Here is a 25,827-nt window from a genome sequence, read left to right as displayed (position 1 = left end):
AACTCGTATTATTAAAGATACGAGTTTTTCAAAAATAGAATATTTTTATCATCTCCTTAACTTCACACTATAAAAACGCATTTCATCTAACGAACCTTCAAATTCAAATACTTCTTGTTTAATTAATTGTTTCAAGCGATATTCTAAGAAAGTATCTCCAACCAATTGTTCAACAAGACCAAGTGCTTCACCAATTACTCTAGGAGCTTTGAGGAACTCTCGATCAGCACCCACACTTTTCGCGCATTCAATTATAAATTGATCAAAATAATCTTCTTGTACAAAATGCACTTCATTTTCTTTCCACACTCTTAAACATTCTATGCTTTCCGATAATCTATCCCACTCATGTTCACACTTCATGCGCTTCTCTTCAGTTAAATAAGGTAACTTTATAAAACTTTTTTGGAATAGAGCTAAACTTTCAGGTGGTAATTCTCCCGTTCCACGAATATCATACTCTTGTTTTAATATTTCTCTACTTGCTTCAGACGTATTAATAACTCGAATGTTTTTCTTATCCTTTAATTGTGCTATTACAAAACTTAGGCCTACATGTTCATGTGCATTATCAGCCTTCCAAATTGTAATAGGTGTTTCAACAGGAATAGTATGTAGTTCTTCTATAGTTGCTATAAATCTTAATAAATATTCTTCTTCAAAATAACTATCATAAGCAGTTAAGTTATTTATTAACCACTCCTGTCTTGCTAGTTGCCCCTCATTCGTATGCAACCTATATATCGGTCCAATTGAAAAAAATTCCGAAAAAGCAACAACACTCTCTTCAAATAATTCTTCTTGACTTAACATATATTTTAAGCAACCAGCCGTTGAATCATCAAAAGCAATATGTACGTGCGTACTTTCTTTTACATTCCTTTTATAAGTAGGATTACTTGTTAATTGTTTCGGAATATCCATCAAATTTTTAATTGTATCTTCACTATAGTTTTCTTCTAATAAGTTTAAATGTATGAGAATACTTTGAAGTAAATCTTTAGCCTCATCTTCGTACATATCCTCTACAGCATTTTTAATTTTATCTATCACACAAATCCCTCTATTCATTTCAAAAATAACGTAGATTATAGTGTATCATTTTAGTATAGTTCTTTAAAGTCAAATCCAGATTACTACAGCAATCTGGATTTTTAACAAAAGCTCTTCTTATATTTTTGAATTGCTAAATATTTTTACTTTGAAAATCCTTGTATCTAAATGTATAATTATATAAAAACAAAAATATAGGAGCTATATTTATGGATAAAGTACTTACAAATTATAAACATTACTTAAAAAATTGGAGATTTATATTTATTTGCATACTACCTGCTATCGCCTTATTCGTTACTTTCTATGTCATCTTCGAACTACTGTTTCATCAAGATTTCTACCTATCTAACTTAATTTCTGCTATCATATTATTTTTAATATTTATTAACGTTAAAGATAAATTTAAAATTAAAGGCTAAAAAACACTATTTCAAAATAGCCCTTTATTATTGCATCCTACTATAAAATAAGGCTCGTAGTAGATTTTCATAAAAAATAAGAGCACCCTGCAATTGGATGCTCTTATGTGATTAGAGGTTTTTTCTGAGTATTAAATAGGACACGAAGATCTTGTCCTACTACATAATATATGCTTGTACTTATTATTTCGTGCATATATTATGCAACATGTTCAGGTACTTAATATATGCATAGTCATTGCTATAAAATTTACTCAAATATTTACTGTACGATTATCATATTTATAAATTAAAAAACATCCCCAATGGATGTTTTTTATCTAACATTTTAAGCTTCCATAAACTTAGCCGGTACACCAATTTTTTCAACTACAGAAGATATATTAGTAGGATTAATCATTACATTTTCAATACATACTAATTTATTTTCTAATATCCCATTCTCTGTAGTAATAAGTTCTTCAAACCGATCTAAAGTCATTGAGAATTTGTGTTCACTTCCACCATTCATACTAACTTTTACATACTTCATAGTGTCACCGCCTTTCATAATAATTTACATTTCGACAAGAATGCGCTTACATCCTTTTTATTTACTCTTAGATTTCTCACGTTTACATGTATTTTGAGAAAAGAAACTACTATTATTTACTCACAAAATTATTGTTAATAAGAAAGATAAAGATAACAATGCACAAAGTGGAATATATAAACCGGTATCCATTCTAGCAAAGTGTGTATCTTTTTGTCGTTTAAAGATACCAAAATAATTGAACTCACCAATTACTCTAATAGAAAAGACGATCATACAAATCCAGGAACCGACTTGAATAATAACATTAGGAACTGCAAAATGAACAATTTTTGCTTGTTGCAACAAAATTATTGCTGCCATACTTAATAATAATGCAATGACCAATGTCATTCCGGCATGAGGTGTAAACGCCTTTTCCCCTGCTTTAGTTGGAATAACACTATTTGTCCCCCAATTACCTCCGAAAGCCCAATATACATGTAAAAAACTAACTAAGAATAATATACAAGCAGATATATATGTAATGATAAGCATTTTATCCTCCCCTTATTTCATTTTGGTTCCCACCTATAAAATATGCTGTTCCCCCCACATTAGCAACCTTCATTTCATTACATAAAAAAACCGTAATGATTTATCAATATTAAGATAAGTCATTACGGGGTTATTAAACCTCATTATGCATTATACCTATTTCTTCGGCGTTCCATCCTTGTTTGACCTTGAACTGCATTTTCTTTGTATGGATCTATTTGCTCTGTCATTTCATATGTTGCAACTGGTTCTTCGTACTTATACTCATGGATCTTTTCTGGCATTTTACTTTTAGATTCTTTCCCACCAAACTTAAATAGTTTCATCTTTAATTTCGGCAATCTTGGAAGTCGAATCTTAATTGATAATCTTTTGCGTTTCTTTTTTGGTCCAAGTAGATTTATATTTTCTTGATTATCTTTCTCTTTGCGGTGAATGAACATCGCAAGTAATCCTCCTAATACAAGTCCTCCAATTAATAGTAATATATATACATAATGGCTTGTCATTAAACTCGTTATGCGTTCAAGTATGACTAACGACTGTACTTCTTTTATATCCCATAGTAAAGCGGCCCATAATGAGAATAAGCCCAAAGTAAGTCCATATGTACGAAAACGGAATAAACATGGAATTAACGCGACACATGCAGCAATTTTCGCATTTGCTATGATTGAGCTTGTTGCAATATCTTGATGCCAAATAACTAACAGTAGTGTTATAAATGGCGCATACGCTATCCAACTGCATATACGTGAATACATCTTTTTAGCAAAATAACTACCGAAACTAGTAAAAAATAAAAGCCCTCCAATATATATAGATTGTTCTAGAGGGATTTGCTTTGTAAGTCCTGCAATTGGAAAGAGGCCGCTCAATAGCATTAAGAGCACATCTAATTTCTTCACAATTCCCCATTCCTTTCAAATTTTTTCAATTAATAAAAATCGTTTTTCCATATGAAATAGTTTTTGTATTTCTAAAAAACATATTAATCCTGTCTGCACATAAAGTAAATATGTAAACGAAAAGATACTTGACAAAGGATATCCTTATTTACATAAAAAAATGACAAATCCTGATCGATATAACGAGCAGGATTTGTTTACTAGTATTTAAAGTAGAATAATTGAATCTTTCTTTTCTACTTTTACTACATCTACATCCAATTCATCATCAAATTCTTTAAACTCTCTTGCATCTATGTCAGTAATATAACTCTTTATTACTTTTTCCATATGCATGGAATATGTAATGTGTACATTCTTTTTCGAAAGCATACTAGAATTACAGCACATGTAATGTATCATTTTAGCGATATAATCCCTTTCTACAGGTTTTACACCCAATGGTAAAATTTCAAGTATATATCGCTGAAAAATCCCACTACAATTAAGTGAATATTCACCAGTGCTATAATACATCCCTTTTTGATCTGTATATAAGCCAATGCTATCTAGAGCATCATCAGATTCTATTACACCGTAACTTGGTACATCAAAACCTGTATTTATTCTAATAATATTTAAATTTGGAACCTTTAACACCTCTGGAACAATATCAGGTAAAATATCTATATTAATTTCTTTATTTTGTAACTCTTTTATCCAATATTTTCTCAAATTTGCATCTACAATGAAGTAAACTTGTTCATTTTGTTCTTTTGCATATTGTACAATTTCCATTAATGTTTCGAAAACATATTGTTTAAAAAGAGCCCCCATATCATTTCTCTTTGATGGTTGTGGTAAAAATGCATTATGTTTATTTATATTTAATAATACGTAATCAATCGTTTGCCACTCTGTACTCCCATATAATTTATATAAAATTTCTTTTCCTTTTATTTTTGAAAAAATAGGTAAGAAATCGAATTTCGATATTCGTTCAATTGATAAACTAACATATGTACAAGGTAAATTTATCTTATTCCAACTACGCCTCAAAAATCCTTTTTGTTCTAATAGACTAAAAACACTATTTACAATTGTTTTACGAGATACATTTTGTCCTATAAATAAATTAATAAATGTTGAAATACGGTTTGTTCGTGCAAATCCCTCTCTAATGATTTGTTTTGGATCAATTTTTTCGCGTCCATCACAATTTTTCATTGCGATTAATGCTAATGTCGCATCACTGCGCTTACCCGCGGTAGCATAGACAGCTTTCTTAACATCATCTACAAGATTTGTTTTATATTTTTGGCAATATTGCATTTTATATGGATTTTGTAACACCTTTTCAATATTGTATCTCACAATCTTTAATAACACTGGAAAATCTGTATTCAATACATACGAATTTTCACCAACTTTAGTCAAAACAATTTCGCTATCAAGTAATGCTTGTTCTATTTCCAGCGCTATATTTTCAGACCAAACTTCTAATGTTAATGTCTCTAATCCTTTTGGTGCAAATAAAGGAAATAATTCATTTTTGTTATTTGTTGCTACCTTTTTACATTCTGGAAGTATTGTGAAATAAGAGAATTTACGCTGAAATTCTTTAAATAAATACTCTCTTTCCTTTACTGTTATACCCGGTTCTATTTTAGTACCTTGAACTTTATAAATTCTCTCATTGTATGGAAATAACACCCTTTTATTTTCTCCTACAATATAATCTTTCGGATATTGGAGAATATGGTCTAAATCCACCTCTCCCCCTATTTGAAAATCATCTTTTAAATTTCTAAATATCTTAATCCATTTCATGCCGGTTGTAGCTTGTTGTATTTTTAGTTTTACAAACCGTATTTTTTTATTATTTGACGCAAACTCTGAGGTAGAAATCAATATCATGCCTCGTTTTCGTCTTAAAAGTAAAGGAATATCTGGATGATTATATTCTTGATATTAAGAATGGTTTTATGAGCGTTTCGTACTAGTGTGTTCTAGTTGATTATGGCTATTATTGAGGCAGGCATATCAGCGATAATTTATGTCTATTTTGTATAGGTGTTAGCAAGTTCGTTTGCAAACTTGTTAGCACTTTTTTGTTCAGATAATACACATACTCCTTCGTATATACTGTATGATTAATGTTAAATTTGTCTAATTATATAACATGGAAATTCTACATAATTTTATTAAAAAGTAAACTACTAATACTTGTTTTAATACTTTACTTCAAAGCATTAAAACAAATTTACTAACTACGGAACAAGGAGGCATCACTGTGGACATTCGTGAAGGATTAATTCCAACAGCTCTAGGTACAGCAGTGACAGCAGCAGGTTATGCTCTTAAACAAACTCGTGGAACTAATAAAATGATTGCAAATACAGTATTTGGTTTTGGTTTAGCTCACGTCGTTTTAGGTGTAATCGACCTTGTTGAACATCGTCGTTAGAACGAAAGGCAAGCATTGGTATATGCTTGCCTTTTTGGTAGTGCATTTATTATTCATTTTTCAAAGTATGTTTGTATGACATAATCATTATCAATGAAATTAAATAGATACTTCTGAAAGAGATCTATTATATCGTAGCAGGAGTTATATTTACAGCTGTAATTTTACAAGTTGAAATAGCAAACCTAACGGTTGTAGTTGGATTTATAGGTAATGTACCTAGCACTATACCAAGTCCTGTTTGTTCCACGTTAAAATCTGCTGCAATAGAACCATTACTTGCTAAAAGACTTACTGTAGATCCAATAAACACATCCAATAATTGTCTAATTGGTCGTTCACGACATTCACACTCACATCCTACATCGACAGGTGGAAGTAATGTGATAGGTGGTCCTGGTGGTAAAAAACCTACCCCTGTTACATCAGAAATATTAACCACGAAGGTTGTGGTGCCATCTGTAACTGTAACTAAAAAATCATTTACGGAAGTGATAGTAAATAGAAAGAAAAGTGGGGGCGTGTTTGGTGTGTCTGCAATAGTGCCGAGAATCACAGTTTCTCCAATAAGTTGTTGTAAGACGCTTTGCATAGGGAAAACACAGCAATCACACAGACAACCTTCAGTCCCTCCCGTTGGACCCGTTACTCCTGTTGGACCCGTTATCCCTGTTGGACCCGTTACTCCCGTTGGACCCGTTACTCCTGTTGGACCCGTTACTCCTGTTGGACCCGTTATCCCTGTTGGACCCGTTACTCCTGTTGGACCCGTTACTCCTGTTGGACCCGTTACTCCCGTTGGACCTGTTATCCCTGTTGGACCCGTTACTCCCGTTGGACCTGTTATCCCTGTTGGACCCGTTACTCCTCTTGGACCCGTTACTCCCGTTGGGCCTGTCCCTCCTGTTGGACCCGTGGGGCCGGTTGGTAAAGTAAATGGTGGGATTGGTGGGAGTGTGGGACCAATTAAATTTGGGGTTAATGCATTAGTTTGAAATATCCCATTTGTTTTTTGCATTTCATTTTTATCAAACACTTAACTACCTCCTATGAGTGTACTATACTGTGGTATGACTGTTATCTTACATATACATAAACTTCATTTATCGTAATATAATATGTTTTCCCTATACTATTGTGCACCTTAAATTGTAGTGAACCGTTCACATTTAACTTCCCATCAATTGTAAATCTCTCACCTGCATCTACGAAACCAGCAACATCTTTGTCCTGCCAAGATGGAGCATCATAGAAACGTAGATTGTTAACTTTTGAAATAACGCGCTTTCCAACAATAGAAGAATCTACTGTACTTTTCTTGTTAAACTTCACATAAGATGGATCGTTCTTAATCCACTGATCTCCACCAAGATTTAACCACCCTTCTTTTTCAGCCCACACAATATAAGACTCTGGTTTGTTTAACTGACGAATCTTAGAATAGCTTGTGCCAGGTCCTTTACGTAAATTAACGTTATAACCTTCAATATAAGCAATCCCATCTGTTACGGATGTTGGTACTTCCGCTGGTTTAGATGGCTTCTCAGGAACAGAAACATCTACACTAGAATTATTATATGCTCTTTGTACATCTGCTCTAAATTGAGATTCTGAAACACCATGAGACTTTAAGTAGTCAATTGGATCTTCATGATCCGTACCGCCAAGGTAATGAGTTACATCGCTGTGTGTCCATAATCCTTTTTCTACAGCTAACCCACGGTCACGTAAGATTTTAGCTAGTAACTTAACGTATTTGTCATAGCTGCGTTTGAATTTTGTATAATCAGCTGTTTCGCATAACTCTACATGTACAAAGCGCTTATTCGCAGCAGGACCGCCGCCATAAGCAATGTATTTTGTATCAGCAATTTGGATTGTTTCGTCCCAATCGACTGCATAGTGAACAAATGCATTTCTCCATGTACGAGACTCATATTTTTGAATGTTAATAGCTGGAGCTTCTGGAGTTGCTGTAGAATGCGCTACAACGCCCTCATAAGCACCTACACCATAACGGTAAGGTTGTTTCGGTAAATCAGGAATAATAAGCGTTCTATCAGCAAAAGCACTTGTAGCAAAAGAAACAGCAAGTACTAGAATCATAAGGAACGAGGTAATATGTTTCATTGTCTTTTTCATTTAGCATCAACATCCTTTTTTATAATTTTTGTGTGGTCAAATAATCCACTTGCTGACAGTCCAATGATGATTCCTTGAAATACATTTGTTTTGATATCTCCGCCCAAAAATAAAACGCCTAGCACAATGCCAAACGTTAAATTCAATAACGGAACATATTTTGTTTGTAATCCAATTGTTTTTACGATCTGCGAAAGGCCAACTACAATTCCAATCATTACAGTAATTTCAAACATTACATACCACCTCCTTTCATTAAGAAAGTGAGAATGCCACCAACAATTCCGCCAACTATAAGTCGCAAAATCCAGGTAGTATTGGCGCTGATTTTATCTAGCTGTTTGTTGATATTGATAATGTCTTTCTCGTTACCTGTTGTCCGCATTTCTAAACTTTTAATCTCTAAGCGAATGTCCTTAATATCTTGCTTTATTTCTTGAACATCACTTCGTACATCTTGTAATCCTTCCACTTTGACCACCCCTTTTAGGCAATAAAAAAAGACCAGCTTATAGCTGCTCTGGTTTCTCACTAATTAATTTTTGAACTAAATCTGTTAATGTGGACACATCGCTTGCTAGGGTCGTAACCTGCTCTTTTAGTTGTTTATTCTCACTTTTAACAGTAGTTAACTCTTCGTTAAATTGATGATACTGCTGTTGGAAAGCTACAATAAAGATTGAAACAGTATTATATAAATTTATAGCCCGTTTCTCTTTATCTGTAAATATAGCGTCCGTATCGTCTGCAATCATACCGAAATACGTTTCAATTTCTTTTGTTGTATATGGTTCTGTTTGTTCTTCTGGTTTGTTCACACGCATTTGATACAAATCATACATGTCGTCTCTGAAATTGTACTGTTTTATAGCCAAACTCATGATTTTATCAAGAGCTGAGAAAGGAATATCTTTTATATTCTCTTTCATATTTCTAGCTGACGTAGGATTAAATGCTTTCGCCCACATTTGACCATTAGCATTTATATTTTCTTGCGCTCGTAGTGTTCTTAATTCTATATCTTTCCATCCTTGACCCATCATATCTTTAATCTGTAATCCGTTGTTATAACCTTGTACAAAACTTGATCTTATCATTGCATTACCCATGATTAAATCATGATCGGTGGCGCCGTTTATGAAATGTATTTTATAGTCACTGCCTTTTCTTTTGAAAGTAAACTGTCCCTTGTTATTGTTAAAAATATGCGGTTCAGTTGTAGTTACAGAGAAGTAACCATATCCTGGAGCCCATCCTTCAGATTCAAAAATAATATCATTCAAGTTTTGAAAACGAAATTGTCCATCTGAATATACGCTCAGATGTCCACCGTCATTCTGCATTTGAATATAATTTGACCAAATATTAGTTCCTTCTGCATTTTCTCCTTTAGAAACCCCAAATTTTGCATACGCTTTAGAAGGTTGATCGACTCCATTAATTCGCGGCATGACTTGATAAATATAAAATGATCCTGTACCAGCGTATTTTCTATTATCAGAACCAAGGACTAATGAAGGTTGAATACTTCCATCATTTGTCTCCATAAATCCTATATAACCACGTGGCTTATCTAAATCGAAAATCTTCATGTCTTGTTTATTTATTTCAACAAATCTGTTTCCACTCGTTTTAAGTGTTACTCCCTCTAAAACTTGCCCTTTGATATGATCCGCTGTAATAAAACCTCTTAAGTTAATCCTATTCGCATTCAAAGTAATGTTTTCTTTACTCATATTGAATGCTGCGATTACATCATTTTCTTTTACAGATATACTAACACCCTTTTCAGTTAACTGAAGACGGGTTTCCATATCTCTTATATAAGATGATGTGGCAAATTGCCCATTTGCTTGTTCTTTTGTATATACCTCTGTCTTTTTGGCTGAAGCATTAATCCCCTGTTCATTGATAATAAAGCGGTTATCAATCAAAGTCATTTTTTGATTAAATTGCTCAGTTGCAAGTTTGTTAGCTAATTCGCCCAACAAATCTTGTTTATTTTTATCGACTGTTTGCTTCAACTCAGGTATCTTAAATCCAGCAACATAATTTTCTACTTGTTTAAGCTCAACTTTTGCACCAATTGCTGTTGCATGTTGTTCGAGTTTTGTATTTGCATCAGTAAGCTTTTTCCCTTGATCTGATACAACATTGTTTAAATCGTTCACTGTGGAAGATAATCCAGTTGCTGTTTGTTCTACTGTAGTTATGCGCTTTTCGAATCCAGCTTGACTATTCTTCACCTTAGATACAGTATTTGTTACACCATCCACATTTTTTTCAATCTCGGTTGTTTTTTTAGTGAATTCATCATTCGTTACTTGATTTTCTGGAGCTGGTGTCCAATCCTGTGGCTTATTACCTTTATATAAAGCGACCCATTCTACAGTGGCTTTTGTAGTGTTACTCGGAAAGTTATATAGGCTCAACTTTCTTTCATTTCCACTCGTTACTGCTACAGCTTTAAAAGTTACATAGGTAATTCCATTCGCATAAACACTTGTTGCATATCCAACATTACTAGACCCACCATTCATCCAAATACCAAACTTTTGACCTACAGGTACACTCCCTTTAATTACAAAAGTATATTCTTCACCTGCAACAAAATTTTCAGTTAGCGAAAATACATTGATTAAATAATCCGTTTTTTCGTATTTAGCATTTGAATCTAATAACAGATTACGTCCACCGGCTTTATCGCTATTAACCTTTGTTTCTACAGTTGTTAACTTTTCACTAATCTTTCCTGCTTGTTCTTTAACTTCAGTTGTGGCCTTCTTTAGATCATTAGTTGTTTGTTGCACATCAGAAATAGCCCTTTTTGTACCTTCCGCATTTGATTCGACAGTATTTAATTTATTACTAATTTCAGTATCTTTTTTCGTTAATGATTCAATAGAAGTTTTAAATCCATTAGAATCCTGTTCAAACTTAGTTACTTTCTTATCAATTTCACCTTGTTTATTTTCAATATTAGAAATTGTACGGTTGACACCTTGTAAACTGTCCTTTACTTCGTTGAATTGTCCCGTCACCTGATTTTGTGTCTCTTGAACCTTTTGATTTAATTCTGTTTTTGTTGATTCAATATCTTTATTAACCTGATCAAGTGTTTCTTTCTTAACGGATTCAACATCTGGTACAACCGATTCCCAAGCTGCGCCTGTCCATATTTTCAAAATACCAGGCTTCCCATTACTAATATCACGCCAAAGTGTTTTATAAGGTTGCATCCCCGTTGTCGGTGGATTCTTAGCTTCAATGATTTCTACCGTGTTATTTTTAAGATTCTCTTGAACCTTTTCAGCCAGTGTTTTCGCTGCTTCGGATTCTTTCTTAGCATTACTAGCTGTTTCATTTGCATCTTTCACTAATTTATCTAACTGATCTATCAGCTCTTGTTTATTGCCTAATGACCCTAAGATTCGATTATAAATTTTTCGTAGTTCTTCGTTTGGATCAGTAATTTCGCGATAATCACCAAACACATATTTATCTTGTGTAAGGTCCGTAAAAGATTCATCACCAGCAATTACACGTGCTTCAAGGTATAACTTAGGTGTGAATCCTGTATCTTTGATTCGGATCGTATCTCCCTCATTAATTAGTTCATGTGCTAGTCCGAAAATACGTCCAATCGATTGTGCTTCTACTTCATAAGAAACTGAAGAATTGACACGTTTTTTTAATTCTATTTCCATTAAAGTCATTAAACGTTTTGGAGTCATGTCTAATTCTTCAGTTTCTGGTGTATAAAAACCAAATTTATGTTTACCACGTTCATTCCATCGTTGAAATGCATCATTATCAACAATATAGGGAAGTCCCCTATTGATACTTTCAATAGTAATTACATTATCGCCTTCACCTTTCACAAAGCCAACTAGTGCTGTACAAATATCCCTTGAATGTTCAATACGTGTAACACCTATTAAATCTTTCCCCAGTTCTATTTCTTTCCCCGTGTCTCGACCACGCCTTTGAATCATATCAACATACCATCCAATGATTTGTGAACCTTGAATCTCAACTCGGTACTGGATTTCTAATTTAAATAAAGAAGCTATTTTTTTTAAAAATGTTAACGGATCAATAAATTCATCAATAGTCATCGTGTGGAATCCTGCATAATCTGTTTTTCCACGTTTCCATTTCATTCCTACTAGGGCCATATCAATGAATTCGTTTACTGTTTTACCTTCTATTCGTTGTGGTTTTATAATGCCTGACTTAGCGATTTGAACCCAAGCTCCTGAAGCATATGTGGTAATGGATCGTTTATCCGAATTCTTCTCAGCTTCTGTAATAACATATGGTACAATTCTTCCGTCTCGTACTTCTTTTAAAACAAGGTTTTGTTGTTGTAACGTAGCCGAATGAGTTGTGCCATCAAAAACTGTAAAATCCAACATATCAACATTGTTTTTGATTTCCCAATGCCTTTTATCATCCCAATAGTCCTGCGGCTGAATAGCTGCAACGATTTGATTTGTTTTAAAATCCACAATATGCAAAATGCCGCTTGGTGTTCTCATCTATATCTCTCCCTATAACTAACAGTCGCTTTAACATCTGCTGGCATTATATTGATACGATTCTCACCACGTATTACAGTTGGAAAATTACTAAAAATGTCTTTTAAATTAATTGCATTCTTACCGTTAATTGTTACAAGACTTTTTTCTGTATCAATAATAATTTTGTCCCGTGTGTCAAAAATGTAAGGCGGATCGTTTTTTGTATTTAAATTCACTTTCCAAAATTTCAAATCACTAACTGACATCGCTTCTACTGGTGGAACTTCTTGCCATTGCATAATACTAATCTGAAGTTGTGCGGCTTTTTCCATATGGTAGTTATTTTCATCTGTCCACCGTGCAAAACGTTCTGAATCATCTTTCTCTGTCCCTGGCAAGAATTTTGAAATATATGCTTCCCATACATTTCCGGTTCTAGCTATCCACAATCGTCCGAAATACTGATTCCAGGTATTCGGATAATCACCACTCTCATAAATCAATCCTGTTTTCCCTGGCTTGTTATCATATCCAATAACCATCGTTCCAAAATTTTGCTCAGCTTGCCAAAAGAGATCGTTCATAGCAATTTTTGAAAGAACCTTGCTATTTTCATCGAGTATCGCTATCTCAACTCGGCCCATTTCATTAATCTTTTTACTCTTACATGTAACATAGGCTTGCATAATAAAATCTTGTACTGGACCCCCAGGTATGTTCTTTTTAACAGCTGCACCATGCCATCCTTTGCCTGTACTGGTACCAAAATCAGAACAAAAGAATTGGTATTTATCTGACTTCATTTCACCAACTGGATTACCATCTTCCATTGAACTGACTTTACTCCATCCTACCGTGGTAGCCATTTCGTCCCATATAAGTCTTTGATTTCTTTCTACAGGTAATTGCTCTGTTTTCAAAGGATAACCAATTCTGAAGTAATCACGATTATATGGATGCTCACCAAACCACACATCTAAAAATGTACTTGGTTTCTGAGCTTCGACTTCAATAATTGGAGATGCTTCTATATTCCCTTGATTGGTAAAAGAAGTTGCAACTTCAGTAGAACCATTTTGAGAGAACGTATGGGTATTTTGTTTTCCTAATTTATATGGCATTGGACAAACAAAAGTAATAACCCCTTTACCTCTATTAACTATTTCATCCAAGTCTACAGAACCATCAATTAATGCTAGATAAGTCCTATCTAATTCATCATCAAAAATAAGTTCGGCTGGTTGCTCTGTATATAGCCAATCCGCTAAATCTTCTTTTACCTTTTGTAAATCAGCCATATCTTTTTTCGCTTTAATCACAAGAGGAACATCAATACGCCTTTCCTCTGTTTCTGTATTAAGAAAAAGAGCCCCTGCTCGATGAGGGACTCTTACTAATTTTCTTTTAACTGGAGCCCAGGAAGGGCGTTTTCTTCCAACTAGCATTTGAATATAATCTTTTCTAATCTTATTAAAAGTAAAACTGAGTTTCTCCAACTTGCTCACCACCCTTAAAATTCCGCTCTTCTTTTTTGGTCACGATCTTGAAGCTTTGTAGTATATGCGTAACTTCCGTTTGCTAATTCTTTTCCATCTAAAACGTTTGTCATATTTACCGTTAAATTCAGTTCTTGTTCTCTACCTGATCTATCCGAGAACATAGTTTTTGCTGTAGGTGCGTTGTTATAAAGTGATTGTGGTTGCGTATACCCATTAAAATCACCCAGTGCATTATGCGGGATACTATAATGCGCAGTTTGGAATCCCAAATCAAAAACAGATGGCATATTACTCATTTGTTTTTTAACAGTTCCAACTACATTTTTTGCTGCATCCACAACAAAACGTTTCCCTTTATCCATACCAACCCCAACGCCTTCTGGTACTGCGCTACCGACTGGAATCATCACTTTAGATGGACTGTTAATTTCTAAAGCTCCAGAAATAGTCTTTTTAATGTCATTTGCAATTCCCGCTGCCTTACTGAACAGACCGCCTGAAGCATCATCTAATCCTTTACCAAGCCCTTCTATAATTGATTTACCGATGGAACGTAGATTTATAGTACTAAAGAATTTTTCGACTGTATTCCACTTATCCTCAATGTCATGTTTTATTTCTGACATTTTATCTTTAACAGCTTTTTTCTGTTCCTCAAATTTTCTTGAAACAGTATTTTTGATTTCTTCTACTTTATTACTGGCTGCATTTTTCATCTCGTCATATTTATTGGAAACATCCGAACCCATTTCTTTCATTTTTCGAACAACATCATCTTTCATAACTTCAAACTTAGATTTTACTTGTCCAGTTTCCCAATCTACTTGATTCGCATGTTCCCCAGCTTGGGATTTTGCTTCACTCACAATTTCCTTATGCTTATCTCTTGCCGTGGAAACTGTACTATCATACTGACGTTTTGCCTCAGCAATGATTGCATTCGCTTCATCAGCAGTAATTGTTTTATTTTCATCACGCTGACGAATTGCCTCTGCAATTTTTTCATCGCGCGTCTTTTTCGCATCTTCAATAACTTTATCTCTTGCTTTGGCACTATTCTCTACAACTTCCGCTGCCTGTCTAGCTGAAATCTCACTAGCCTGTACGCGCATATTTTCAAGAATAACTTTTTGCTCCATTTGATTTTTAGACATATGCTCTACAGCAACTCTGTCCATTTCATCTTGTAAAGCTTGCAAGGAGATGCGTTCTGATGTTGTTAACTCTCTGTTTTCTCTCGCTGCGGTTTGAAGAATTTCTTTGATTTTATTTTCTTTTTCTTGGGTCTTTAATTTTTCTTGTTCGTAATGCTGATTTAGTTGCTCGATACGCTTATTTTCTTCTTCTGCTGTTAAAACGTATGAATCAGCGAAAAACTTTTTAAGGCCTTCAATCTCTTTTTGTTGTCTTGCATTTGTTTTTTCTATAATTGTATTAGCTAACTTGTCATATTGTCCGATTAGCTTTTGTGACTGTTCTTCAGTTATCACTTCATGATTCAATCTAATTTCAGTTAACTTTTGTCTAATACCATCAGATAACTTAAAATACTCACCAAGAACTTTCTTTGTGGACGAGCTAACTTTACCTTCTGTATTCGTAGCAAAACGATCTACCGAAGCGATACTGTCCTCTGTTGCTTTTTGATATGCTTTATATGCGACAACACCAGTTCCAATGAGAGCGGCTGCAATTAAGCCAACTGGTCCAAATAATAAACCTATTGCACTTCCTAAGAATCCAACCGCAGCACTAGCAAGACCTGCAGCACCACCAACAATCCCTAATGATGTTGCCAATGCTCCAATCCCAGACATGATCATCCCAACTGCAGCAAGAACTACACCTATTGCCGTTGCTACCGCCGTTAGCGCAAGAACAATACCACCTGTAATTGCAATGGCCTTTTGTACTGGACCTGGTAATGAGTTAAATCCATCTACAAGTTTCTGCAATCCAGCAACAAAAGCACTAACCACAGGGGCAAGTGCGTCACCAATTGTCTTTTTCATTGTAGAAAATGCCGAGTCTAATAATGTAATTCGTCCTTGTAGAGTATCAATTTTAGTTGCTGCAACATCAGCTGCTGTAACCTTCGACATGGAATCCCACATCTCATTAACACCCTTTGCCCCTTCTTTAAAGAGAATAGTTGCACCACGTACAGCATCCGAACCGAATAATGTTTCTAAAGCCATACTTCGTTGTTGGTCTGTTAAATCTTTCATAGACTCATGAAGTGTTCCTGAAATATTTTCTAGACTTTGAATATGCCCTTGTTGATCATAAAATTTTGATGATAAGAAAGCCGAACTCGTGGCTAACTCACGGAATGCTGTATCACATTTATCGTTCCACTTTGTAACCCCTTCGGTTTTCATTACGTATTTTTCTAAAGCAGCTTCTATATCTCCTACATTTCTTGAAGCTGGTTGAATACCGTTTTTAACTAAGAAATCAAAACCCGCTTGGGCGTTATATGTGATAAGACCTAAATCTTTCATTTTGTTATACGCTTCTTTAGTAGATGGGTTTAACCGCATAAGCATTGTTTTTAGTGAAGTACCTGCATCAGACCCTTTTACATTCGTTATATATGAGCTCTTTATCTCATATTCTCCAATTTTCACTGGAGTATCGGACTATATCATCATCCTCGCCTTACACGTTAGGATGGGACGCGCTCGTGGGGTTTTACTGTCCGTTCTGGACTCCATACCCTAGTCTCTGAACCCTTCATTTATTCCTAAATGACTCGGCTGCTGATTAGCATAGTTATATAACCTTAGATTCCCAGCAATTCACGTCCTTTACGCTGCGAATCTCTCCGCAACGGGGCTATATGTTAACCCATTCTGAGCAAATACTGCAAGAGTCGTAGCTGTATCTTTAAACGTCATTCCAGCCCCTGCTGCTACTGCTGACGATGCCGCTAAACCATATTTTAGTTCACGTACATCTGTAGCTGATGCATTTGCTGCACCTGATAATATGTTAGCTGCATCTGCTACTGAAAGATGATCTGCTTTAAATGCATTTAAGGCTGTGGATGCAATCTCTGCCGCCTCGCCTAATTCTAGCTCTCCTGCTGTAGCTAAGTTAAGAGCACCTTCTAAACCACCATTTATAATATCTGTTAAACTAACTCCGGCTTTTATTAATTCCTCTATACCTTGTCCTGCTTGAACACTAGAGTACTTTGTCGTTTCTCCCATGTTAATAGCTAATTCACTTAACTTTTTCATTTCTTCTCCAGTAGAACCAGATACTGCTTTAATGTTCGCCATTTGTTGTTCAAAATTCATTGATTCAGTAACCGCGGATTTTAAACCACGTCCTATCGCATAAGTCATTCCGCCAAACACCATACCGATTTGCATTCCTGCATTTTGCAAATGGTTACCTAATGTCTCCATACGATTACCAAAATTCAATAAACGATTACCTTGCTGCTCTAATTCTCGATTTGACTGCTGCAAACCAGTTTCAAATCGATTAAGCTCAGCTGTAGCGCGATGAATTTGTTCAGCATAATGTTGTGCCGATTGACTTGCTTCGCCTTCTTCTGTTTTTGCACGATTATATGCTTGTTGAAGTTCCCTAATCTTTTCTTTCTGCTTATCCACCATGCGAGTGAGAACATCAATTTTTGCCCGTGTTTGCTCTGTTGCATTAGAAAAACCGCCCATGCCTGTTGTAATAGACTGAAATTCAGCCTGTAATGATTTCAAAGAATTATTTAACTTATCCATCCCTTTTTGTTCAGCTTGACGGTTTACTTGTTTTAATTCATTTTCAAATCTATTTAAATCAGCAACCGCTTTATTGACCTGTGAAGCATATCGTTGAGTTGCTGCATCATTTTCACCCAACTTAGCCTTATTTTGATCATAGGCTTGGCGTAATGCTCTAACTTTTTCTTTTTGTGCTTCAATCAATCTATTAAGTGCATCCGTTTTGGCTCGTGTTTGCTCACTAGCGTTTGCAAAACCACCCATACCAGTACTAATTGATTTCAATTCATTCTGTAAAGTCCTTACTGCACGTCCTGAATTCGCAATACCTTGACGAAAGTTCACATTATCAAGGGAAAGCCTAACTACTAAATTATTCATTTCATTCGCCAATGTCTCACCCCCTTGCTAGATAATGTTTTCTGCTGGAACTTCAATTTCATTCGAATTCTGATTTTGGCTATTCGATTCATCTTGTTCACGGTATTTCTGATTTAACCTTAAATAATGCCAAATATCCATTTCATTATCGATGTGATAATGTTTATATCCTTGACGTAATAAAGAGAGGTAGAGCTCATCCATAAACTCACTGAATGTTAGCCCTCCTCCCTCTACGCGTTTGGGTTTTCTTCTTCTCCAGATCCAGAATTACCACCAGCCGCTTCCACTGTTTCATTAATAATTGCATTAATTACATCTGAAGTAGTTGATAAGAATTTACGTGCATCCACACCATCCCAATATTGATCTAATGTAAATTGTCCATCGTATACTTTCACTACAAATTTGACCATCTTATCCATATCCTCTGGACCAGGATTATTTGGAATTTCAGCAAGCTCAGGTGCCTGACGGATTAGACGAGCTGGAATGAACTCCGGTAAATTAAAAGTTTCATTTTTCTTATTGATTCGTAAAGTTAATTTCATAATTTATTCCTCCTTAGTTAATAAAAAAGAGAGAGCTTTTGCTCCCCCTTACTTTCCTGTTGGTGGTGTTACTGGTTTTTCATATACCTTTTTAAACCAATTATCACCAATGGCTTTTGTGAACGTAGGCTCATCAGCATCAGCCGTAAATTTCGGTCTATCATCAAAATCACGTTCAATGAACGATCCTTTAAGTTTTGTAGTCTGGAAGTTCGGTTTATCCTTCTTAGTTTCGGCTTCTTCTTCCTCTTGCGAAAGCTTACCTTTGAGCAACCAAACATACCGATACTTACTATTTGCTTTTAAAAAACGATAACCGATTGCTAAATATGGTTTATCACCTTCACGCTTTTCATCTAATACACCATCTGTAACTTCTGGATATCCTTCAATATCTGCTTTTGCTGATAATGAAAGTCCACGAACTTCAATTTCAACTTCTACTTCTCCATCAGATTCGGCAATCTCTGATTTTTTGTTATCACTCCACATAATTTCTGAAGCTACTTTTTTAGATGTTTTAACCTTTACTGCCCCTTCTAATTTTTTTACATCTCCATATGAAACACCTGACGCATCATCTTTTACTAGTTTTGCATAAACAAGACTATCTACACCGACAGTCGAACTAATTGTAATAATTTCTCCAGCCATCTATAACTCCACTCCTTTCGCGAATCGCATCGCGTAATGAAAAATCTGTGTATCATCTTCATATAAATCAGCAACCGCATAACGTGAGAAACCAATACTTTTCATGATTTCATTCACTTTTTGATGAATCACTGTTGTACTACTCTTTGACCAAATGTCGATTTGAAATGTGATTTCACTTTCGCTTTCATCATTATCTGCAAATCCATCTGGCCTATTATCTAATTCAAAAAATGTAATACGTGGAAACTCTTCAGCATTTTTGGCTTTACGATAATAAACACGTTTTCCACCTAATAAAGAAACAAGCCCCTGATTATTTTCAAGAGCTTGCACAATTTCGGGGCGTAAATTCATCATATATTTAACCTCATTTCATTCTTCAAAATATCTGTCATAGCACGAATTGCTGCTTCTTTTGAAGAATTAAAACCTGGTTCTATAAATGGTTGAGCTGGCATTTTAGATGTTCCCCATTCTAAGAACTTCCCATAAAAGAATGGAGAGCGATCTGCTTTATCTATCCCGATTTTAATAGTTTTTATGCCGCCTTCCATTTTAGCTTTTGTAACTCGTATATTATCAGCCAAATGTTGTCCTGTACGCCACGGTTCACTTTTTGTTGCTCTTTTAGGACTATCACTTCTTGGCGCTATTTCGGAAATAGCTTTTCGAATAGGTTCTCCACCTGCTGCAAGAGCTTTATCTTCAATCTTTTCCCCACGTAGACCCATTTGCTCTAATTCAGATATCAAGCGATCAAAGCCTAAAAAATCAACACCATCAGCCATTCATTCCACCACGCTTCCACATAATTGATAAGGTGTGTTTTTCAGTTGGAATAACTGAAACAATGTCATACATTACGTTCTTATATTTAATCTTCATATCAGCATTCACATCAGAACGATATCGGATTTCTGTTTCACCTTGAATTTCGCTATTAGCTGCCGCGGCTTCAAAGTATTTTCTTCCCTTTAAAAAAATAAAAGAGCCCCATACAGTAAAGGAATCCTTGTAACCTTCTATTGGATCACCGTCCGGGCTCTTTGCTTCCTCGTCTTTCACTTGAAATGTAAGACGTTTATCTAATTTACCTGGATTCACTTGAATCACCACCACAATATTGCAACTGAACTAATATCGACTGCAAACTAAATGCCAATTGTTCAGCTTTTCCAACCGCTTCACGGTTTTCATGCCAATGAGCAATTAAAATACGAGCTGCTAATTTAGCAAGCTCGCTTTTTAAATCCACATTTTTACTTGTAGCATTTTTAATATATATTTCAGCTGCGATTACGAAAGATGTAATGAGATCGTCCTCCTCATCCCCATCCACACGAAGATACTTTTTTGCTTCCTCTAATGTTAGTACCAAGAAGGACACCCCCTACCTTATTAAGCTCCTGTTTTAGGTGCAACCGTAATTTGTCCATATACAACTGCTTCTGTATCCCACGGAGTAACATCTTCGCGCTCAATTGCTCGGAACTCAGAAGTATTTGTTCTCCAAGCGTTTCCACCTTCTTTAGTCATATCAATAGACAATTGTTTTCTATCCCAAAGAATAATAGCTTCTTTTAAATTACCAACAATGAAAGGTGCTTTCCCATCTTTATCTGTAGCAATTGTCTTGTTTGATAAAGTAATAACTGGTTTTCCTGACAATAAACTACGTGTTGGATTTGTTGGGTCTGGTTGAAGAAGCGGACGACCATTTTTATCTTCTAATTGATCTAAGTAATTGAATCCATCTTGATTAGTGAAAATATTAGCTCCAGCTGCAAATGCCGGGTCTAATGTAACATTTAACGCTGTTTTAATGCCTTTATAATCCTTAAAATCAACCTTTGTCAATTTGTTGAGTTCTTGTAAAATTAGATAGTTACGAGTAGCAATAGATTTCTTAGCGATCCATTGGCGTAAATATTCTTCTAAAGCTTGATCAGTATCATCTAATAAATCATTTGGTACTGGTAAAAATCCTGCGTAATCTTCAATAGCATAAGATAAACGATCAAATTCAGGAGAAGCAATTTCTTGCATCGCATTCGGCTTACCATACTCAGATAATGGCGCAAATGGTGTTGATGCCGCACGCTTTTCTAATGTACGAGCCCCTTTATTTGTTGAAACAGGTTGTACATTTACATATTGTTCTAAGTTATCAACTGTTTGTTTTAACTGATTAATAGTTGTAGTAATATCTTCTGGAACAATATAACCGCCATCTTTACCTGTATTCTCAGATAAAGCTGCTTTATATTCCTGCATAACACTTGCTTCTTCATGACTCAAACTTTGGCCACGAATAGCTTTCATAAATACGTCTTTGTATGATGGATCTTCATTTTTAACTGATGCTGGAGGTAATACTCCTGCCTGTGAATTTACAGGCTCAGGAACTTGAATTTGCTTCATTGTTAGATAGTTATCCAATTCATTTTTCGCGTTTTTCGCTTCCTCAATTTTTGCCTTTGCCTCTTCATATTTACCACTATTGTTAAATTCTTCTGCTTTCGCTTTTAAATCAGCAACTTTTTGACGTAACTCTTGTTCACGTTTATCCATTCGGTATTTCCTCCTTGTTTTGGCACAAAAAATAGACCTAAAGCTCTAACAGGTCTAGTGCGTTTTGTATTTTTAATTGTTCGCTATTATCCTTTTTGGGAATAGAAGGAGCCTTTGCTACAATCTTATTTGGTGTTTTTTGATATTTATCAAAATAATCACTGCTACATGCTGCAACTTCTTTTGCTTCCACAACTTCTATATTGAAGTATTTTTCGGCTTCTTCACCACTTAACCAAGTCTCAGCATCTACTAATTGTTGAATTTCTTCAATTCCGATGCCCTCTTTCAAGTTTTCCTTGTATACATTCATAATTCCAGACTCAAGGTTATCCAAATCCTCTGCCATTTTACGAAGGACATTTGCATTACCTCTAGTAACAGTCCATGGTTTATGAATCATTAAAAATGCATTAGAAGGAACAACAACGCGATCACCAGCTAGGGCGATTACGGAAGCAATTGAAGCTGCCACACCATCTACATAAACAGTTTTTTGAGCCTTATTGCGCTTTAACATATTATAAATAGCTAAACCAGCAAATACAGAACCACCACCACTATTTACATAGATATTAAGGTTACTTTTATCATCTAATTGCCCTAAAATGTTTTTCACATCATCCGGCATAACATCCGAATCATCCCACTTCCAGCCAGTATTATTTACAATATCACCGTAGATAAATAGATCCGCTGATGATTCCGTTTGATTTTTAATAGTGAATACATCTTTAATCGTCCTCACCTCCCTTCTGTATTGCCCCTCCATTAGCTTTCGCTAATTGGTATTCATCGGCAATCTCAATAGATACATGGTTTAAGTCAACACGATGTTTATCACCGTATTCCCCAATTCCATCCATATCTTCAAGCTCTAATACTTTATTGATTGAGAAAGCACCAGCATCTAACATGATTTTGTAGAATTCCGCTCGTGATTTAGAATCAGCACGTAATAAGCTTGTCAGATTGAATTTTAAATAATATCGTTTTTGCTCATTAAATGAAAAAGCTTTGTAAGAAAACTCTTCTTCGTACTGTATAAGAATTGGGCTCAAAGTATTTTGAATAAAGTCCAACGCCTGTTGCTCAATATTGGAGAAAGTAGCACGATCTAACTCATTAATCATGTGCAAAGGAATATTAAAGATATTTGCAATCTCGCCCTTATCAAATTTCATACCTTCAATAAATTGGGCATCTTTTAAAGGCATTCCAACCTTCTCAAATTCTAAACCAGCATCTAAAATAGCAATTCTTTGAGCATTATTTAATCCTGTATTTGCCTCTTCCCATGCATCACGAAGTACTTCTTTCGCCTCTTTACCAAGTGCTTGTTGTGTTTTTAATATCCCACTATGCGCTGCACCGTTTGTAAAGAACTTACCTTTAAACTTTTGTGCCGCCTGTGAGCTACCTATTGATTCTCTTGCAATCTGAATAGGTGGTTTACCCTTCAAACCATCAGTAGACAATGTAGTAAGATGAATTATGTCATCATCAGGTATTTTTACAGGTGTACCATCTGGAAGACTAGTGAAATACCATAACTTATTTGTCTTTAAATCAACAGTTGGAGTTGTAACAGCTGGATTTAATACCCACAACTCTTTCGGTCTGCCATCCACACCCCAATGGATATTGATATAAGCATTCCCCCATGTATTACGATGTGTTTCAATTAAATGTTTGAATTTAAATGGGCTTTGATAAGGATTTGGTCTTCTTTCTAGAACAAATGACACTTGATGCGCCTTATCCCGTTCCCTACCCTTCGCTGTCTTCTTAAACGTTTGAAAAGGTAGCATCGCAACACTATTTGCAAGGATGTTAATGCACCGATAAACCGTCGGAACACCTAAAGAGGACTCAACCGTTACCTTTTCACCACTTGCGGCTTGATATCCAAATAAACTTTTGAACCAAGGAGAAGGATTTTTTAAATCTGTCGTATCCTGATTTCTAAATAACTGCCGAAAAATCAAATGTTTCACCTCCTTTCTATCTTCTTATCATTACCACCCCCAGCATTGTGAGAATAATCCCTAATAGATACCATCCATAAATCGGATTAACAAAAAAAGTCGTCCCTACAATAATGGACAACCCCGAAATCAATAGAATATCTTCTAAAATACTTATGAAAAATAATAAGAATCGCATGTGATTCCTCCTAGAATGAGAAATCTTGACTTAAAATATAGGAGTTTAAGTCCATCTCACCAGAATTAAGCATGCATCGAACATGCGAGTTAATTACAGCCGCTATCGGATCAATTCTTTCTGTTGTTTTTGACTTGTCCAACATAATGTTTTCGTTCGCATCCTGTTTTGTTATAGCGTTACTCGTTGCCCAATTTAATACAGGATTGTTATTGTGGATGACTTTCTTTAAATACACTTGTTCTCTAAAATCTTTTGTAGGACCTGATAAAGTTGCCATCCCTTGGCGTATTTCTATCATCGTATACCCTTCCGCTTCCATGTCTTGCATGAATTGCGTTGCATTCCAAGGATCCGCACATATTTCTTTAATCTTAAATTTATGGTCTTTTTCCATATTTCTAATATGTGTTTTGATAAATTCATAATCAACTACCGCACCAGGTGTTGTGGTAATCCATTTTTGTTGTACCCACAAATCATAAGGCACTTTATCCGTTTGTCTCTTTTCAACTAACGTATCTTCCGGCATAAAGCTATGACTTAACACGATATACTTATCATCCTTTTTAAACTCGAATGAAATACTTGTTAAATCAATTTTTGCTGATAAATCGACACCTACTGTACATTCCAATCCTTTTAATTCGGATAATTCCACAGTTTCTTTACAATTTTTCCATTTTTGCATGTCCATGTACCCATTTTCTTTCATGTCCACCCAACGATTCATGTTTTTAGTCAGGAAATTCCGCATTTTTTCTGGGACATCTAATGCTGATTGAAGTTCTCCTTTTAAAAAAGATTGTCCTTCTTCATAACTACATAAAATAGGATTCGCTTTCTTCCAGACTTCAGGATTCGTAATTTCATCATCCTTATCTAATTCATTGACCATCACAAAATATTCTTCATTTTCAATATCAATGTTCGGGTCTAAAATCTTAGAAACATATTGATACTCCACACGATAGCAAGGATGGCTCAAGTTGAAACCAGCTGTTGTAATAATCATCATGAGTGGATTCGGACGAGCACCTGAACCTGACACCAGAACATCATAAATTTCAGAGGTAGGATGGGCATGATACTCATCAATAATCCCGCACTGAACATTTAGTCCATCCCCAGATTTTCCCGCATCTTTTGAGAGCGCGGAAATAAAAGAATCTGTTTTGAGATGCTCAATTTTCCCATACGCAATATTGAATTTTTCTTTTAGGTCTTCGCACCCATTCATTTGCGCTTTAATTTCATTCCAAACAATTTTACTTTGCTCTGTTTTTGTGGCACCAACATATACTTCCGACATATTCTCACCAAAGGCCATTGCTTCATATGAGCCCACGCACGCTAAAGATTGTGACTTTGCATTTTTACGCCCTACTTGCCAATATGCCTTTTTAAATCGACGTAACCCTGTATTTCGGTGCACCCATCCATAAATATTGCTAAACACGAAAATTTGTATGGAATGTGGTTCAATTCTCTGACCTGCTAATTTTCCTTTTGTATGTTTAAAAAGAGACATCCACTTTAAGAAACGAAGCGCTTTTTCTTCCTTAAAAACATATGGAAAATCTTCAGAACCTTCACGCTCAATATCTCTTAAAAATCGTTTACACGCTTGTTTATGCTTCTGACAAGCAACAACTTCACCATGTAATACATCATCACAGTAGTCCATCATCCATTGTCTGATCAT

24 protein-coding genes and 2 pseudogenes are annotated in these 25,827 nt (G+C 35.2%); 2 read left to right on the top strand and 24 right to left on the bottom strand.

Features of this window, described 5'->3' with window-relative positions; genetic code table 11:
• Positions 1 to 48: 48 nt before the first annotated feature.
• Positions 49 to 1,053 carry a DUF1835 domain-containing protein gene (locus tag QCI81_RS00130; RefSeq protein WP_071730413.1) on the bottom strand — a complete coding sequence of 335 codons (1,005 nt, stop codon included), beginning with the start codon at positions 1,051 to 1,053 and terminating at the stop codon, positions 49 to 51.
• Positions 1,054 to 1,262: 209 nt separating this feature from the next.
• Between QCI81_RS00130 and QCI81_RS00125 the strand changes: the two genes are divergently transcribed.
• Positions 1,263 to 1,475 (top strand): hypothetical protein, encoded by a 213-nt coding sequence (locus tag QCI81_RS00125; RefSeq protein WP_000362069.1) that lies wholly within the window; start codon positions 1,263 to 1,265, stop codon positions 1,473 to 1,475.
• Between the two features lie 328 nt (positions 1,476 to 1,803).
• On the opposite strand, the gene QCI81_RS00120 is transcribed toward QCI81_RS00125, so the two are convergent.
• The 4 genes from QCI81_RS00120 to QCI81_RS00105 all read right to left on the bottom strand — a co-directional run bounded on the left by QCI81_RS00120 (position 1,804) and on the right by QCI81_RS00105 (position 5,342).
• Positions 1,804 to 2,007, bottom strand: coding sequence for a hypothetical protein (locus tag QCI81_RS00120; RefSeq protein WP_000878369.1), 204 nt, complete (start codon positions 2,005 to 2,007; stop codon positions 1,804 to 1,806).
• A gap of 120 nt (positions 2,008 to 2,127) precedes the next feature.
• On the bottom strand, positions 2,128 to 2,544 hold the full coding sequence (locus QCI81_RS00115) for a DUF3995 domain-containing protein (protein ID WP_071730415.1): 417 nt from the start codon (positions 2,542 to 2,544) through the stop codon (positions 2,128 to 2,130).
• A 143-nt stretch (positions 2,545 to 2,687) separates the two neighbouring features.
• On the bottom strand, positions 2,688 to 3,452 hold the full coding sequence (locus QCI81_RS00110; protein WP_000732180.1) for a DUF3959 family protein: 765 nt from the start codon (positions 3,450 to 3,452) through the stop codon (positions 2,688 to 2,690).
• Positions 3,453 to 3,659: 207 nt separating this feature from the next.
• The gene (locus QCI81_RS00105) at positions 3,660 to 5,342 is read right to left on the bottom strand and encodes an RNaseH domain-containing protein (RefSeq protein ID WP_071730417.1); all 1,683 of its coding nucleotides are present in this window, start codon (positions 5,340 to 5,342) and stop codon (positions 3,660 to 3,662) included.
• A 382-nt stretch (positions 5,343 to 5,724) separates the two neighbouring features.
• On the opposite strand from QCI81_RS00105, the gene QCI81_RS00100 reads away from it, so the two are divergent.
• Positions 5,725 to 5,898 (top strand): hypothetical protein, encoded by a 174-nt coding sequence (locus tag QCI81_RS00100; RefSeq protein ID WP_000354585.1) that lies wholly within the window; start codon positions 5,725 to 5,727, stop codon positions 5,896 to 5,898.
• Between the two features lie 127 nt (positions 5,899 to 6,025).
• Here the strand turns inward: QCI81_RS00100 and QCI81_RS00095 are convergent, their stop codons facing one another.
• The 19 genes and pseudogenes from QCI81_RS00095 to QCI81_RS00005 all read right to left on the bottom strand — a co-directional run.
• Positions 6,026 to 6,934, bottom strand: coding sequence for an exosporium leader peptide-containing protein (locus QCI81_RS00095; RefSeq protein ID WP_353810585.1), 909 nt, complete (start codon positions 6,932 to 6,934; stop codon positions 6,026 to 6,028).
• A 41-nt stretch (positions 6,935 to 6,975) separates the two neighbouring features.
• Positions 6,976 to 8,040 (bottom strand): N-acetylmuramoyl-L-alanine amidase, encoded by a 1,065-nt coding sequence (locus tag QCI81_RS00090; protein ID WP_016081455.1) that lies wholly within the window; start codon positions 8,038 to 8,040, stop codon positions 6,976 to 6,978.
• The gene (locus QCI81_RS00085; RefSeq protein WP_016081456.1) at positions 8,037 to 8,276 is read right to left on the bottom strand and encodes a hypothetical protein; all 240 of its coding nucleotides are present in this window, start codon (positions 8,274 to 8,276) and stop codon (positions 8,037 to 8,039) included. Before QCI81_RS00085 ends, QCI81_RS00090 begins: the two co-directional genes overlap by 4 nt.
• Positions 8,276 to 8,512, bottom strand: a complete 237-nt coding sequence (locus QCI81_RS00080; protein WP_016081457.1) for a hemolysin XhlA family protein — start codon at positions 8,510 to 8,512, stop codon at positions 8,276 to 8,278. The genes QCI81_RS00085 and QCI81_RS00080 overlap by 1 nt, the downstream gene beginning before the upstream one ends.
• 37 nt (positions 8,513 to 8,549) lie before the next feature.
• A complete protein-coding gene (locus tag QCI81_RS00075) occupies positions 8,550 to 12,581 on the bottom strand; it encodes a phage tail spike protein (RefSeq protein ID WP_353810584.1) in 4,032 nt (1,343 codons plus the stop codon).
• Positions 12,578 to 14,059: a distal tail protein Dit gene (locus QCI81_RS00070; protein ID WP_226605277.1), complete on the bottom strand. Its 1,482-nt coding sequence runs from the start codon at positions 14,057 to 14,059 to the stop codon at positions 12,578 to 12,580. The genes QCI81_RS00075 and QCI81_RS00070 overlap by 4 nt, the downstream gene beginning before the upstream one ends.
• Positions 14,060 to 14,073: 14 nt before the next feature.
• Positions 14,074 to 16,644 (bottom strand): annotated as a pseudogene (locus tag QCI81_RS00065) (phage tail tape measure protein); the annotation flags it as partial.
• Positions 16,645 to 16,908: 264 nt separating this feature from the next.
• Positions 16,909 to 18,189, bottom strand: a pseudogene (locus QCI81_RS00060) (phage tail tape measure protein); the annotation flags it as partial.
• 15 nt (positions 18,190 to 18,204) lie between these two features.
• Complete coding sequence (locus tag QCI81_RS00055; protein ID WP_226605280.1) at positions 18,205 to 18,381, bottom strand: hypothetical protein; 177 nt, start codon at positions 18,379 to 18,381, stop codon at positions 18,205 to 18,207.
• 29 nt (positions 18,382 to 18,410) lie between these two features.
• Positions 18,411 to 18,728: a phage tail assembly chaperone G gene (gene gpG, locus QCI81_RS00050; protein WP_016081462.1), complete on the bottom strand. Its 318-nt coding sequence runs from the start codon at positions 18,726 to 18,728 to the stop codon at positions 18,411 to 18,413.
• Between the two features lie 48 nt (positions 18,729 to 18,776).
• The gene (locus tag QCI81_RS00045) at positions 18,777 to 19,382 is read right to left on the bottom strand and encodes a major tail protein (protein ID WP_097820525.1); all 606 of its coding nucleotides are present in this window, start codon (positions 19,380 to 19,382) and stop codon (positions 18,777 to 18,779) included.
• Entirely contained in the window at positions 19,383 to 19,742 is a 360-nt protein-coding gene (gene gp17, locus QCI81_RS00040) for a tail completion protein gp17 (protein WP_000981497.1), read from the bottom strand.
• The gene (locus tag QCI81_RS00035) at positions 19,739 to 20,173 is read right to left on the bottom strand and encodes an HK97-gp10 family putative phage morphogenesis protein (protein WP_098137898.1); all 435 of its coding nucleotides are present in this window, start codon (positions 20,171 to 20,173) and stop codon (positions 19,739 to 19,741) included. The genes gp17 and QCI81_RS00035 overlap by 4 nt, the downstream gene beginning before the upstream one ends.
• Positions 20,166 to 20,489 carry a phage head closure protein gene (locus QCI81_RS00030; protein WP_205190468.1) on the bottom strand — a complete coding sequence of 108 codons (324 nt, stop codon included), beginning with the start codon at positions 20,487 to 20,489 and terminating at the stop codon, positions 20,166 to 20,168. The genes QCI81_RS00035 and QCI81_RS00030 overlap by 8 nt, the downstream gene beginning before the upstream one ends.
• Positions 20,476 to 20,763 carry a head-tail connector protein gene (locus QCI81_RS00025; protein WP_016077615.1) on the bottom strand — a complete coding sequence of 96 codons (288 nt, stop codon included), beginning with the start codon at positions 20,761 to 20,763 and terminating at the stop codon, positions 20,476 to 20,478. The genes QCI81_RS00030 and QCI81_RS00025 overlap by 14 nt, the downstream gene beginning before the upstream one ends.
• Before the next feature lie 20 nt (positions 20,764 to 20,783).
• Positions 20,784 to 21,956 (bottom strand): phage major capsid protein, encoded by a 1,173-nt coding sequence (locus QCI81_RS00020; RefSeq protein WP_016081467.1) that lies wholly within the window; start codon positions 21,954 to 21,956, stop codon positions 20,784 to 20,786.
• 37 nt (positions 21,957 to 21,993) lie between these two features.
• Positions 21,994 to 22,704 carry a head maturation protease, ClpP-related gene (locus QCI81_RS00015; RefSeq protein WP_226605289.1) on the bottom strand — a complete coding sequence of 237 codons (711 nt, stop codon included), beginning with the start codon at positions 22,702 to 22,704 and terminating at the stop codon, positions 21,994 to 21,996.
• Positions 22,691 to 23,944: a phage portal protein gene (locus tag QCI81_RS00010; protein ID WP_016081469.1), complete on the bottom strand. Its 1,254-nt coding sequence runs from the start codon at positions 23,942 to 23,944 to the stop codon at positions 22,691 to 22,693. The genes QCI81_RS00015 and QCI81_RS00010 overlap by 14 nt, the downstream gene beginning before the upstream one ends.
• Positions 23,945 to 24,132: 188 nt before the next feature.
• A partial coding sequence (locus QCI81_RS00005; protein ID WP_353810582.1) for a terminase large subunit occupies positions 24,133 to 25,827 on the bottom strand: 1,695 nt, incomplete at its 5' end.

It is taken from the genome of Bacillus cereus group sp. MG20, from assembly GCF_040459885.1.
In the GTDB taxonomy this organism is placed as follows: Bacteria; Bacillota; Bacilli; order Bacillales; family Bacillaceae_G; genus Bacillus_A; species Bacillus_A cereus.
This window is presented reverse-complemented; position numbering and strand designations above follow the sequence as displayed.